This window comes from Mesorhizobium sp. NZP2298 (assembly GCF_013170825.1).
Taxonomy (GTDB): Bacteria; Pseudomonadota; Alphaproteobacteria; order Rhizobiales; family Rhizobiaceae; genus Mesorhizobium.
Genome location: NZ_CP033365.1, coordinates 3,202,184 through 3,215,253, shown reverse-complemented (window position 1 = coordinate 3,215,253; position 13,070 = coordinate 3,202,184). Strand labels below are relative to the sequence as shown.

The window sequence follows — 13,070 nt, the reverse complement described above, 5'->3', positions numbered from 1 at the left end:
GAGACGCACGGGCGGGCGAAAAGGATACGCGGCCGCCGATGCTTTTTTCCAAGGCTCGGCTAAGCCTCGCCCCGGAACATGGCCGCGTGGCGTTGGGCGAATTCGACGAATGGCGTTGCCCGCACACCGAACATGTCGTGCGTCGCCAGATGCACCCGCGATTTCGGCCGCCGCAGCCGCTCGGCCAGTTGCTCGTCGAGCGCATCGGCGAAACCGGGCGGAATGCCGGCGGCAAAAAGGTTGCGCCGCCGCTCCGCGGGGCTGACATCGACATAGCGGACCGGCTTGCCGATCGCCTGCGATATACGCGCCGCGATATCGGCCATGGTCAGCGCCTCCGGCCCGGTCATGTCGAGGCTCTCGCCTTCATGGCCGCCATCGCGCAGCAGCCGGAAGGCCACCTTGGCGATATCCTCGACATCGACGGGCGACAGTTCAGTGTCGCCAAGTGCGAGGTAGAAAGCCCCCTCGGCGGCAATGGTCGGCGCGTCGCGCAGGTAGACCTGCATGAACTGGCTGGGGCGCAGATGCGTCCAGGCCATGCCGGCTCCCTCCAGATAGCGTTCGACCTCCTCATGCATGCGCGTGAAGCGGAACCTCGTCGCGTCGTAGCCGATGTTGGATTCGGCACCGGAGAACTTCACCACATGCGCGACACCGGCCTGCCTGCATGCATCGACGAAACGGCACTGCGTTTCCGTCATGTCTTCGGCGGCGGTCGAAATCATCAGCACGCGGTCGACACCTTCGAGCGCCGCGCCCAGCGTTTCCGCCCGCCGCATGTCGCCCTCGACCAGTTCGACGCCGGCAAGGCCGCCGAGTCCCGCCATGGACGCCCGCTTCGGGTCGCGAACCAGCGCCCTCACCTCATGTTTCTGCCGCGCGAACTCGCGCACGATCGCTTTGCCGTTCAGGCCCGTGGCGCCCGTCACCAGGATCATCGTCTTCTCTCCGTCTGGGATTGAGATGGGCGCCACAGCGGCGACCGCACCCTGAAGACGAAGAGACGAGGGCAAAGGATTCTCCCCAAACAGTTTTTTGACTGAAACCTTCGCCGTGCCCCCAATCACCCCGCCGGGGCGTAACGGTTGACCACCATGCCGCAGGCATAAGCCTTCGAGCCGAGCAGAAGCAGGTTCTGGAAACCGCCTTGCTCGAAGATACGACGTCCCGCGCCCAGGACAGCCGGGTTGATGAACAGCTGAAACTCGTCGACCAGCCCGGCCGCGATCAGCGCCGACGCAAAGCCGGCACCACCGAAGACGGCGATGTCGCCGCCCTCGCCCGCCTTCAGTGCCTCGACTTCGCGCGGCAGGTCACCACTGACCACCGTCGTGCGCTCCCAGCGCGAGGTTTTCAGCCTGTCGCTCGGCACCACCTTCCGGGCCTCCACGATGCGCTGGGCGAAGGCGTAGAACGGATCGGCCGGAAACCTCTTCGCCGCATTGCCCCAATGGGTCAGATACCCCTCCTCGGCCATCTTGCGGCTGAGCAGGATTGTGTCGGTGCCGGCGAAGACGGTGTTGAAGTCCCGCTTCAGCTCCTCGTCCCAGGCGCTGTCGTCGCCCCACTCCCAGAGCTGCCAGCCATGATCCTCATAGGCGCCGACGAAACCGTCGACCGACATCTGCATCTGAAGGATGAGCTTCTTCATCGTCGTCTCCCTGCGAGATCAAAGGTAATTGCTTTACTTTTGGAACCATTGACGCAAGCCAAAAATGGTGTCAATAGTAAAGTGATTTAAAAATGGAAGCATAGACATGTCGACGCGTGAAAGATCCGGCTGTCCGATCAGCCTGTCGCTGGAACTCCTCGGCGACCGCTGGACGCTGCTCATCATCCGCGACCTGGTCTTCGCCGGAAAAAAGCATTTTCGCGAGTTCCTGCAGTCCGATGAAGGCATCTCCTCACGCACGCTGGCGGAGCGGCTGCAGACGCTGCAGGACGAAGGCATCCTCACCCGCAGCGTCGACCCGAGCCATGGGCTGAAGGCGATTTACCGGCTGACCGAGGCCGGCATCGACCTTTTGCCGGTGCTGGCCGCGCTCGGCGCCTGGGGCAGCAAGCACCGCAAGGCCGACGATCACCTGGCCCGGATTGCCGACGAACTGGCGGCCGGCGGCGAGCCGGCGCTGGAACGGATGAAGGCCGCGCTGCGGGCGGAGCATGTTGTTTGAGGAGACGGCGCCTGGAGGATGCACTCCACGCCTGGCTTGACAATTATCACCTTTTGTTCTCTATTTGTTCAAATCCATCAGCAACCTCGGATATGCAGCCGGATGGAAACGACCGCCACCATCCTGCATGCCGATCTCGACGCGTTCTATGCCTCGGTCGAGCAGCTGCTCGATCCATCGCTGCGCGGCAAGCCGATCGCCGTCGGCGGCGGTGTGGTGCTCGCCGCCTCCTATGAAGCGCGCGCCTTCGGCGTGCGCGGCGGCATGCCGGGGCGCAAGGCGCGCGAGCTTTGCCCGCAGCTGATCTTCGTCGGCGGCAATTTCAGCCACTACCAGCGGCTGGGCGACGCGGCGATAAAAGTGCTCGACGATTTCACGCCGGTGGTCGAGCGCATTTCCATCGACGAGGCCTTCGCCGACGTCGCCGGTTGCACGCATCTGTTCGGGCAACCGGCGGAGATCGCCACGGCGATCCGCCGCCGCGTGCGCACGGAACTTGGCCTGCCGATCTCGATAGGCGTGGCGCGCACCAAGCATCTGGCCAAGATCGCCTCGCAAGTCGCCAAGCCCGACGGGCTCGTGGTGGTCGAACCCGGCACCGAACTCGCCTTCCTGCACGATTTGCCGGTCTCCCTGATGTGGGGCGTCGGCCCGGCGACCAAAGCGCGGCTGGCCGAGATCGGCGTCGAGACCATCGGCCAGTTGGCCAGGACGCATAGCGGCGCGCTGACAAGGCTGCTCGGCCCCGCCGCCGGCGAAAAGCTCGCCGCCCTGTCGTGGAACCGCGACCCGAGAAAACTGGAAACCAAGCGCCGGGCACACTCGGCCGGTGCGCAATCGGCGCTTGGCCAGAAACCCGCCGTGGCGCGGGTGATCGAGCCGACCTTGCTGCACCTGGCCGACCGCGTCGCCAGCCGCCTGCGCGCCAAGGCGCGGCCCGGCCGCACGGTGACGGTGCGCGTGCGCTTTGCCGACCTCAGTGCCGTCACACGCTCGATCACGCTGGACCAACCGATCTCGGCGACCACCATGCTGGCCGAAATCGCGCAGGACCTGGTGCGTGGCGTACTCGCCGACCATCCCCGGGAAAAGACGATCTCGCTGCTGGCGATCTCCGTTTCGCATCTGGAGGAGAGCGCCGAGCTGCAACTCGACCTGCCGCTTGGCCTCGCCGACGAAAAGCGCCGCCCCGGCAGCCAAAAAGGCCTGGCCCGCTTCGGCGCCGACCGCGCCATCGACAAGATCCGCGAGCGCTTCGGCAAACAGGCGGTCGGCTACGGCACGGTGGCGCTGGAAGCAGCGCGCTCCGTGCCCGACGAATTCAGGAATTGGCGGAAAAGGAGCTGTGAGCGCGGGAGGCGTCAGCCCCCTCGCGCCACGGCTTCCGGATCAACGCCCGGAAGTGGCAGGCGCGGCGGTCACGGCGGACAGCAGCTCGCGCTTCACCAAGACCGGCTTCTGATATGTCTTCTTCACGGCAAAGTCCCCCAGCCCCAAGCAGCTGGCGGCAGTAACATCCGGCAAGCGCGGCTTGTCAAGAATTGCGGACTCCGGCCTGGCGAGTGGCTTCTCGTCTTGAGGGCTCGCCCGGTGATCATCGCGACAATCGACGTCGCCGGACGTATGATTTGTGGCCGCGAATGGTCAGAGTGCACCCGAGCCAGCCCCTCTCGCCGTGAGATGCTTGCCAAATCCGGCCATGCCGCCCATACAACAGCGTGGGCGGATCGCCCCCGAAAGGCGTTGTCCGCGCCACACCTCTTCTTGCCAGAGATACTGTCCGATGTCTGCGACGCCGTACCCTTGGTCGAAGCCTTGATGGCCTCCTCCCCTGCCTCGTCACCCTCGCTTGTCAACCTTGGCTGGTCGGATTTCTTCGCCGATCAGCTCGAATCGGGCGAGGCAAGCCTGATCCCGACCCGCATCGCCATGGTCCATCGTGACCGGCTGAGCGGCCTGTCCCAGGCAGGGCAAACCGACCTGACATTGCCGCCGCAGGCCACCACAGGCGACTATGCCGTTGGCGACTGGGTGCTGGTCGAGCCGCATGATCAGCTTGTGAAGCGCCGCCTGACCCGCAAGACGGTGCTGGAGCGCCGCGCCCAGGGCGGCCGGGTGCCGCAGCTGGCCGCGGCCAATGTCGACACGCTGTTCATCGTCACCTCCTGCAATGCCGACTTCAACATCGCGCGGCTCGAGCGCTATCTGGCGCTGGCCAACGAGGCCGGAACGACACCCGTCATCCTGCTGACCAAGGCCGACACGGCTGAAGACGCCGAGGCGTATCAACGCCAAGCCGCCGCGCTGCAGCGCGGATTGGCCGTGGTGACGCTGAACCCGCGCATAGCGGATGCCGCGACCGCCCTCGCCGCCTGGTGCGGCGCGGGGCAGACGGTGGCGCTGATCGGTTCCTCCGGCGTCGGCAAATCGACGCTGGTCAACACGTTGGCTGGATCGGCGCAGCAATCGCCGCAGCAAACCGGAGCCATTCGCGAACACGACGCCAAGGGACGTCACACCACCACGGCGCGGTCGCTGCATGCCATTGCCGGCGGCGGCTGGGTGATCGACACGCCGGGCATGCGCACGCTGCAGGTCAGCGACGTCGGCTACGGCATCGACACGCTGTTTGCCGAGATCACCGAGCTTGCCCCACTGTGCAAGTTCCGCGACTGCACCCATGTGCACGAACCGGGCTGCGCGGTGCAGGCTGCCATCAAGGCCGGCACGCTCGATCCCGAGCGCCTGGCCCGCTGGCGCAAACTGTCCGAAGAAAACCAGCACAACACACCAGTGCAGAGCGGGCCGCGCGGAGCCAAGTCCCCCGCCGGCCGCGGCAAGCGGCGCTGAACCACTGCCTACTGCCGCCTTAAAGCCGCGCCGTGCCGAAAACCCGATCCCACAACAGCGACGTCACGCCGAAATTGGCGTTGTCGTCGATATGGTGGTGCACCGCGTGGCGGCGCTTGAGCGTGTAGAGATAGCTGGGATGGGCGGGATGCCAGTGGTGGATCATGTGGTGAACACTGATGTACCAGAGATAACCCAGCATCAGCCCGCAGCCGACCGCGCTGGCGGTCGCGAAATCCGAGATCAGCCAGACGGGCAGTGCGATCAACGCATGCACGCCGAGGCTCAGCCAGGTCGGCGTGCCGACCGGACTGCGCTCCTCGACATGATGACGGTCGTGCAGATCCCTGATGTAGGGAACGTGATGCAGGACGAAGCGGTGCAGGACGTATTCGATCAAGGTCCACAGAACGAGACAGATCAGCACCGTGCCGATCCATTCCGGCGCGCTCTCTTCGCCGGCCTCGATCAGCCCTGCCACCCCCAGGAGGGCGATTACCAAGGGATAGACCACGAAGTCGCTGTAGTAGCCGATCAGACTCAGTTGCATTCCGGACGTCCCATCCGATTTTCGACGCCTCCCCAGAAACGATGATATCAGATTGCCTAACTCGCGGGTGAGGTGCAATGCAGAAGCATCTGACATAGCGTCGCAATTTCCCGGTGCAAGTTCGGCACCCATGATCCCTGCGGAATCGGCCGACTCGCACCAGCACGGCAAACGGACATGCTATCATGGCAAAACGCAGTGCGGGCCTGCTGATTTATCGTCGAAGCAATGGCGAACTCAAAGTGCTTCTGGTTCATCCCGGCGGCCCATTCTGGGCAAAGAAGGACGACGGCGCCTGGTCGATCCCGAAAGGCCTCGTCGAGGAGAACGAGGACGGACTGGCGGCGGCGCAGCGCGAGACCGGGGAAGAGCTCGGCATCACGGTCGAAGGCCCCTTCACGCGCCTTGGCGACTACAAGCAACCGGGCGGCAAGATCGTCATCGCCTGGTCGGTCGAAGCGCATACCGAGATCGATGTGACTACCATCAAGAGCAACAGCTTTACGATGGAATGGCCGCCGCGGTCCGGGTCGATGAAAGAGTTTCCGGAGGCCGACAGGGCCGGCTGGTTCGGCCTGCCCGAGGCCGAGGCCAAGATTGTCCAGGGGCAACGCCCGATGTTAAAGGATCTGGCGAGGCAACTGGGAATTGAGTGATCTCCCCGCTTGTCGAGAGATCCGCTGTCATCCTCCAAACCTTGCGGCCGTCCAAGCCCCGCCCGCCGCGTTCGACTCCACCGCCGCCGCGACAAACTTCACACCCCGCGCGCCATCGACAACATCGGGCACCTGCGCCGCGCGCGCCGGATCGACCACGCCGCCGGAGCGATGCGCACGGATAATGTCGGCGGCGTCGCGGTAGAAATTGGCGAAGGCCTCGATATAGCCTTCCGGGTGCGCCGCCGGCATGCGCGACACCCGCCGCGCTTCCGCCGTCGATCCATGGCCGCCGCGCACCAGCGTGCGGGTTTCCTCGCCATAGGGCGAAAAGCGCAGTTCCTCCGGCCGCCCGCCCGACCATTCGAGCCCGGCTTTGTCGCCATAGATGCGCACGGAGAGATCATTGTAGTGGCCAGGCGAGGTCTGGCTGGCCAGGATCGTGCCGCGCGCGCCCTCCGTCCAGCGCACCAGCACATGCGCGTTGTCGTCGAGCCGGCGCCCGGGCACGGCGGTGAACAGGTCGGCCGAGACCGCCTCGGCCTCGCGGCCGGAGATGAAGCTCGCCAGGTTGAAGGCATGCACGCCGATATCGGCCAGCACAGCCGACTGCCCTGCCCTTGCCGGATCGGTGCGCCACTCCGCCTGCTTCTGGCCCTCGGCGTCGATCGGCTTGGTCAGCCAGTCCTGGATATAGGCGCCATGCACCGACACGATCCGGCCGAGCTCGCCCGCCATCACCATCTCGCGCGCCTGCCGCACCATGGCGTAGCCGGTGTTGTTGAGCGTGACGACGAAGCGGCGTTGTCTTGCTCGTGCCAGCGCCACCAGCGCTTCGGCATCGCTGAGCGTCGTCGACAGCGGCTTGTCGCAGATGACGTCGATGCCGGCCTCGAGGAAGGCGGTGGCGATCGGCGCGTGCAGATGGTTGGGCGTGACGATGACCACCGCCTCGATACCGTCAGGCCGCGCGGCTTCGGCCTTGGCCATGGCATGGTAATCGGCATAGCTGCGTTCCGGCGCGATGCCGATCTCGGCGGCCGAAGCGGCGGCGTTCTCCGGGTCGGACGACAGCGCGCCTGCCACCAGCGCGATCTGGTCGTCGAGGCGCATCGCCAACCGGTGCACCGCGCCGATAAAGGCATTGCGGCCGCCGCCGACCATGCCGACCCTCAGGCGCTTGCCCGCCGACCCATCCGATGTTGCGTAGACCATGTTTTCTCCTCCGGGCAGATCATTGGCGACGCGCCAAGCCTCAAGCTCGGCTACCACTTTCGAACACAATTTCCAATTTCCATATTGTAATACGATTGTGCCGCGCTAGCCTGAACATCATGAGTGGGGCGGGCAAATCATCGGGACGGTCTCTCAGCGACGAGGCGGCGACACGTAAGCGCGGGCGCTCGCTGGCGGCACTGGGCTATATCCAGCCGCAGACCTATGAGGAACTGCGCGCCGTGCTGTCATCCGGCACGGTACATTTCCCCAAGCGCCTGCGCCAGGTGGCGATCTTCCTGTGGCAGCATCCGAGCGATGTAGCGCTCGGCACCATCGCCCAGGTGGCGGCACAGGCCGGCGTGCAGCCATCGACACTGGTGCGCTTCGCGCAGATCTTCGGCTATTCCGGTTTTTCCGATTTCCAGGGCCTGTTCAAGGAGCACATCAAGGGGTCATGGCCGGACGGGCGCGGCGAGCAGCGGACCGAGGCCGAACCCAATGCTCTCCTGCATTTCCTGCATGGCATGGTCGGCGCCTCGCAGGCCTCGCTTGGCCGCATCGAGGCGGGCTTCGACGTCGAGAGTTTCGAGAAGATGGTGGAGGTGCTGGCGGCCGCCGACCTGATCTATGTCATCGGCTCCAAGCGCGCCTTCCCGGTCACCACCTATCTGTCGCTGACGCTCTCCCAGCAGGGCGTGCGCAACGTGCTGGTCGACAATGTCGGCTCCACCGCGCTCGACCAGGTCGGCTGCATTGGTGCGCGCGATGCCGTGCTGGCGGTGTCCTTCAGCCCTTACAATTCGATCACACCCGACCTCGTCGCGGTGGCGCATGAGCGCAAGGCCCGCATCGTCACCATCACCGACAGCACCTTCAGCCCGCTGATACGGCTGTCGGACAGCTGGCTGGAGGTGGTGGAATCCGACTTCGCCGGCTTCCGCTCGCTGGCGGCGTCGCTGGCGGTCGGCATGGCACTGGTCCAAGGCGTCGCGGCAAAGCGCGGCACATGAGGTGGTGCTGGCACAATTGACTATCGGGAATTATCATTCCATATTTCAAAAAATAGAAACTTTGTTCCGGGAGGAGGAATGGAGATCAGGCTCGACGGCAAGGTGATATTGGTCACCGGGTCGACGCAAGGCATCGGCCGGGCCATCGCCGAGACGCTGGCGCGCTCCGGCGCGGCCGGGCTGCTGGTCACCGGCCGCGAGAAGACGCGTGGCGATGCGGTGGCGGCGGAGCTCTCGCGGCTGGGCACGCCGACTGTCTTCGTGGCCGCCGACCTCGGAGACCCGGCAGCTCCTGCCCTTTTGACGCAGGCCTGCGTCGAGCGCTTCGGCCGCATCGACGGTCTCGTCAACGCGGCGGGGCTGACCGACCGCGCCTCCTTCCTCGATGCCAGCCTCGACGATTGGGCCTCGCTGTTCGCCGTCAACGCGCGCGCGCCCTTCTTCCTGATGCAGGCGGCCATCGCCGACATGAAGAAGCGCGGCGAGCGCGGCGCCATCGTCAACATCCTGTCGATCAACGCCCATTGCGGCTCGCCCGAGCTTGCCGTCTATTCCGCCACCAAGGGCGCTCTGGCGACGCTGACCAAGAACGCCGCCAACGCCCACCGTTTCGACCGCATCCGCGTCAACGGCATCAATGTCGGCTGGACCGACACGCCGGCCGAACGCATCATGCAGTCCGAAACGCTCGGCCATGGCCCCGGCTGGCTCGACGCCGCCAGCGCCGCGCAGCCTTTCGGCAGGCTGCTCGAGCCAGGCGATATCGCCAGCCTCGCGGTCTTCCTTCTTTCCGACGCGGCCGGGCCGATGACCGGCGCCGTCATCGATCAGGAGCAGTCGGTGATCGGGGCGAACCGGTGAACGCTGCTCCCAAATCGCCGGAAACGCTTGGGCCGACCTTGCTTGACCGGCTTCCGTCGGCTGTCCAGACACCGTCCTATGACCGCGCTGCGTTGGCCCCGGGCATGGCGCATCTCGGCGTCGGTGCCTTTCACCGTTGCCACCAGGCCGAATACACGGATGATCTGCTCTCGCTCCAGTTCGGCCGCTGGGGCATTGTCGGCATCAACATCCGCCCGCCTCACCTTGCCGACACGCTCGGCCGGCAGGGCGGGCTCTATACGAGGCTGATCCGCGAGAACAGCCATGTCGAGGCGCGCGTCATCGGCAGCATCGTCGAAGTGGTCGACAGCCAGGATAGCGCCACGCCGGCGCTCGATGTGCTGGCCTCCCCCGACATCGAACTGGTGACGATGACGGTGACGGAAAAAGGCTATTGCCACATCCCGTCCAGCGGCGCGCTGGATCTCGGCCACCCTGACATTGTTCACGACCTCGCCAACCCGCAAGCACCGCGCAGCGTGCCCGGCATACTGACGCGGGCGCTGGAATTGCGCCGGGCCACGCATGGCCGGAAGCTGACGCTGCTGTCCTGTGACAACATCCCGACCAACGGCGTCATCCTCGAAAATGTCGTGCGCACGTTTGCCGAACGGCGCGGCAATGGCCTGGCCGACTGGATCGCGGCCAATGGCGCCTTCCCTTCGGCCATGGTCGACCGCATCGCACCGGCGGTGACGCAGGACGATATCGACAGCGTCGAGCAATGGTTCGGCTACCGCGATGCCGCCGTTGCCGTCGGCGAACCGTTCCGGCAATGGGTGATCGAGAAGAAATTCGCCGGGCGCATGCCGCGCTGGGATCTCGCCGGCGCGACCTTCGTCGAAGACGTGACGCCGTTCGAGCATCTCAAGATGCGGGTGTTGAACGGCGCCCAGACGACGCTTGCGACCCTCGGCGTGCTGGCCGGACTTGAACACACATTCGATGCCATCGCCGACCCGCTGCTGTCGGTCTTCGTGCACCGCATGCTTGTCGAGGAAACGCTGCCGACGCTGATGCCGGTGCCCGGCATGGAGCCGCTGGCCTACGTCGAGCAAAGCCTTGGCCGGCTGAAGAACACGGCGATCCGCCACCGCAACCACCAGATCGCCACCGACGGCTCGCAGAAGATCGTGCAGCGCCTGCTCAACCCGATCCGCGACCGCCTTGCCATGGGCCAGGGCATCGGCCTTCTGTCGGTGCCGGTCGCCGGCTGGATGGCTTACCTCATCCAGGCCTCGGCCCGCTTCGGCAAACGCTGGCCGGTGTCGGACCCCTATGCCGGCAAGGTCGCCGAGATCGCGGACATGACCGGGCGCGATGTCCCGGCGCTGGCCTCCGCCATTCTCGCGATCGACACGATTTTCGACCCTGGCCTCGCAGCGAGCGCCATGTTCCGCGAGGCCGTGACCTCGGCGCTTGGCGAGCTGCTCTCGGACGATCCGATGGCGGCTGTCAGGCGCAGTCTTGAACAAGATGAGGTCGCGAGGTTGAAGCGATCCAAACAATCGGCATTATAGGCATTGGCTTTAGGGGAGGCATGATGAAACTTGGTGTGCTTACGGCACCGTTCGCGCAGACGCCGCTTGGCGAGGTTGCCGGCTGGGCGAGTTCTGTCGGCTTCGAGGCGCTGGAAATCGCCTGCTGGCCGAAAACATCCGGCGCGACCCGCCGCTATGCCGGCACCAGCCACATCGATGCGGATGGCACCTCCCCCGCGCAGGCCAAGGAAATCGTTGCCTCGCTGGCGCAGAAGAACCTCACTGTCTCGGGCCTCGGCTACTATCCCAACCCGCTGCACCCGGATGCAGCGCACCGCGAGGCGGTCATCGGCCATCTGAAGAAGGTGATCGTGCTGGCCGCCACTATGGGCGTGCCGGTCGTCAACACCTTCTGCGGCGGCGATGCGTCCAAGACGGTCGACGTCAACTGGCAGGACGCGCTGAATATCTGGCCCGAGATCGTCGCCTATGCGCGCGGGCACGGGGTGAAACTCGCCTTCGAGAACTGCCCGATGATCTTCAGCCATGACGAGTGGCCGGGCGGGCATAACATCGCCTATTCGCCGCAGGTCTGGCGCCGCATCCTGGAGACCTGGGGCGGCGATGTCGGCATGAATTTCGACCCCTCGCACCTGGTCTGGCAGATGATCGACCAGGCCCGCTTCATCAGGGAGTTCGGCCCCTACATGCTGCATGTCCACGCCAAGGACCTGATGATTGATCATGATGGTTTGTACGAGCGCGGAATCCTTTCGGCCGGCATAGGCTGGCAGGTGCCGCGCATGCCGGGGCTGGGCGATGTCGACTGGAGCGGCTTCTTCTCCGGCCTTTACCGCGCCGGTTATGATGGATCCATCATCATCGAACACGAGGACAGGCGATTTGAAGGCAGCGACGACAAGGTGAAGCGCGGTTTCCTGCTCGCCCGCGACGTGCTGCGCCCCTTCGTCAAATGAATGAGAGCGCGCCGCATGACTCACTTTGTCAGCGGCGTGTTTCAACAGGTTGAAACTGAAACTGAAAAACAATGTGGAGGAGTACTGAAATGAAGAAAATCCTGACCATGGTTCCGTTGCTTGCGGGCGCGGCCTTGCTGGCCTCGGTGGGCGTCTCGTCGGCCGCCGGCAAATACACGATCGGCATTTCCAACACCGTGCAGGGCAATGGCTGGCGCGAGGAGATGGTCTGCGCCATGAAGGCGCAGGCGCTGGCTTCGGGCGAAGTCGCCAAGCTCAACATCGCGCACCGCAACACCGACGCCGCCGGCCAGTTGGAAGACATCCGCAACCTGATCAGCGCTAAGGTCGACGCCATCGTCGTCAACCCCGCCGATCCGGCCGGCATCAAGGCGGGCCTGGAAGAAGCCACCAAGGCCGGCATCGTCGTCGTCGCCGTCGACCAGGCGGTCACCGAACCGTCGGCCTACATCATCTCCAACAACCAGGAGCAGTATGCCTATCTCGGCGCCAAGTGGCTGTTCCAGCAGATGGGCGGCAAGGGCGAGGTGTTTTACATGCGCGGCGCCGCCGGCGCTTCCGCCGACAGCGATCGTGACAAAGGCTTCAAGAAGGCGCTGGCCGAATTCCCCGACGTGAAGGTCGCGCAGGAAGTCTTCACCGGCTGGCAGCAGGACCAGGCCAAGCAGCAGATGCTGTCGTTCCTCGCCACCGGCACGCCGTTCAACGGCGTCTGGACGTCGGGCATCGACAACGTCATCGTCGACGCGCTGGTTGAATCGCAGGCGCCTTTGGTGCCGGTGGTCGGCGCCGACAATGCCGGCTTCGTCGGCCAGTTGAGCTCGGTCAAGGGCCTCGTCGGCGCTGCCGTCACCAACCCCGGTTCGATCGGCGGCGCGGGCGTGACGCTGGCCCTGCAGATCCTCGACGGCAAGAAGCCGGCACAGCAGACCGTGCTGGTCGACCCGCAGCTGTGGGACAACGCCACCGACGAAGGCAAGGCCAAGCTGAAGGCCGCCGCCGACCCGTCGCTCAGCCCCGAATGGCCGGTCTCGATCTCCATCCCGGACTGGACGACCTACACCAAGGACCAGATCGTGGCCTGCAAGGGCCCGGGCGAGTAAGTCTGGGCTTTGAATTGCATGGCAAGGACGGCGAACTACCATCCTCGCCACTCAGATTGGCGCTCTGCGACGCCCCTCTCTTTCCTGCCGGACAGAGGGGGCGCCGTAGAATGCCAGCAAGAGAATTTCTGATGCGGACAGCGAT

Annotated in this window: 12 protein-coding genes and 1 pseudogene; 9 read left to right on the top strand and 4 right to left on the bottom strand. The window is 65.2% G+C overall.

Features of this window, described 5'->3' with window-relative positions; genetic code table 11:
- Window positions 1-59: 59 nt before the first annotated feature.
- The gene (locus EB231_RS15530; RefSeq protein WP_172349578.1) at window positions 60-941 is read right to left on the bottom strand and encodes an SDR family oxidoreductase; all 882 of its coding nucleotides are present in this window, start codon (window positions 939-941) and stop codon (window positions 60-62) included.
- A gap of 125 nt (window positions 942-1,066) precedes the next feature.
- Window positions 1,067-1,654, bottom strand: coding sequence for a dihydrofolate reductase family protein (locus EB231_RS15525; protein WP_172349577.1), 588 nt, complete (start codon window positions 1,652-1,654; stop codon window positions 1,067-1,069).
- A 106-nt stretch (window positions 1,655-1,760) separates the two neighbouring features.
- Here EB231_RS15525 and EB231_RS15520 point away from each other — a divergent pair, with 106 nt between their 5' ends.
- The 3 genes and pseudogenes from EB231_RS15520 (at window position 1,761) to rsgA (ending at window position 5,027) form a co-directional block, all read left to right on the top strand.
- Window positions 1,761-2,177, top strand: a complete 417-nt coding sequence (locus EB231_RS15520) for a winged helix-turn-helix transcriptional regulator (RefSeq protein ID WP_172349576.1) — start codon at window positions 1,761-1,763, stop codon at window positions 2,175-2,177.
- Window positions 2,178-2,195: 18 nt separating this feature from the next.
- A pseudogene (gene dinB, locus EB231_RS15515) lies at window positions 2,196-3,443 on the top strand (DNA polymerase IV); the annotation flags it as partial.
- A 552-nt stretch (window positions 3,444-3,995) separates the two neighbouring features.
- Entirely contained in the window at window positions 3,996-5,027 is a 1,032-nt protein-coding gene (gene rsgA / locus EB231_RS15510) for a ribosome small subunit-dependent GTPase A (RefSeq protein ID WP_172352927.1), read from the top strand.
- 19 nt (window positions 5,028-5,046) lie between these two features.
- Here the strand turns inward: rsgA and EB231_RS15505 are convergent, their stop codons facing one another.
- Window positions 5,047-5,577 (bottom strand): sterol desaturase family protein, encoded by a 531-nt coding sequence (locus EB231_RS15505; protein WP_172349575.1) that lies wholly within the window; start codon window positions 5,575-5,577, stop codon window positions 5,047-5,049.
- 185 nt (window positions 5,578-5,762) lie between these two features.
- Between EB231_RS15505 and EB231_RS15500 the strand changes: the two genes are divergently transcribed.
- A complete protein-coding gene (locus tag EB231_RS15500) occupies window positions 5,763-6,233 on the top strand; it encodes an NUDIX domain-containing protein (RefSeq protein WP_172349574.1) in 471 nt (156 codons plus the stop codon).
- 27 nt (window positions 6,234-6,260) lie between these two features.
- Here the strand turns inward: EB231_RS15500 and EB231_RS15495 are convergent, their stop codons facing one another.
- Window positions 6,261-7,448 (bottom strand): Gfo/Idh/MocA family protein, encoded by a 1,188-nt coding sequence (locus tag EB231_RS15495; protein WP_172349573.1) that lies wholly within the window; start codon window positions 7,446-7,448, stop codon window positions 6,261-6,263.
- A 119-nt stretch (window positions 7,449-7,567) separates the two neighbouring features.
- On the opposite strand from EB231_RS15495, the gene EB231_RS15490 reads away from it, so the two are divergent.
- The 5 genes from EB231_RS15490 (at window position 7,568) to EB231_RS15470 (ending at window position 12,925) form a co-directional block, all read left to right on the top strand.
- On the top strand, window positions 7,568-8,461 hold the full coding sequence (locus EB231_RS15490) for a MurR/RpiR family transcriptional regulator (protein WP_172349572.1): 894 nt from the start codon (window positions 7,568-7,570) through the stop codon (window positions 8,459-8,461).
- A gap of 78 nt (window positions 8,462-8,539) precedes the next feature.
- Window positions 8,540-9,322 (top strand): SDR family oxidoreductase, encoded by a 783-nt coding sequence (locus EB231_RS15485; protein ID WP_172349571.1) that lies wholly within the window; start codon window positions 8,540-8,542, stop codon window positions 9,320-9,322.
- Window positions 9,319-10,863 (top strand): mannitol dehydrogenase family protein, encoded by a 1,545-nt coding sequence (locus EB231_RS15480; protein WP_172349570.1) that lies wholly within the window; start codon window positions 9,319-9,321, stop codon window positions 10,861-10,863. The genes EB231_RS15485 and EB231_RS15480 overlap by 4 nt, the downstream gene beginning before the upstream one ends.
- A 23-nt stretch (window positions 10,864-10,886) precedes the next feature.
- Entirely contained in the window at window positions 10,887-11,801 is a 915-nt protein-coding gene (locus EB231_RS15475; RefSeq protein WP_172349569.1) for a sugar phosphate isomerase/epimerase family protein, read from the top strand.
- Between the two features lie 89 nt (window positions 11,802-11,890).
- On the top strand, window positions 11,891-12,925 hold the full coding sequence (locus EB231_RS15470) for an ABC transporter substrate-binding protein (protein ID WP_172349568.1): 1,035 nt from the start codon (window positions 11,891-11,893) through the stop codon (window positions 12,923-12,925).
- Window positions 12,926-13,070 lie beyond the last annotated feature (145 nt).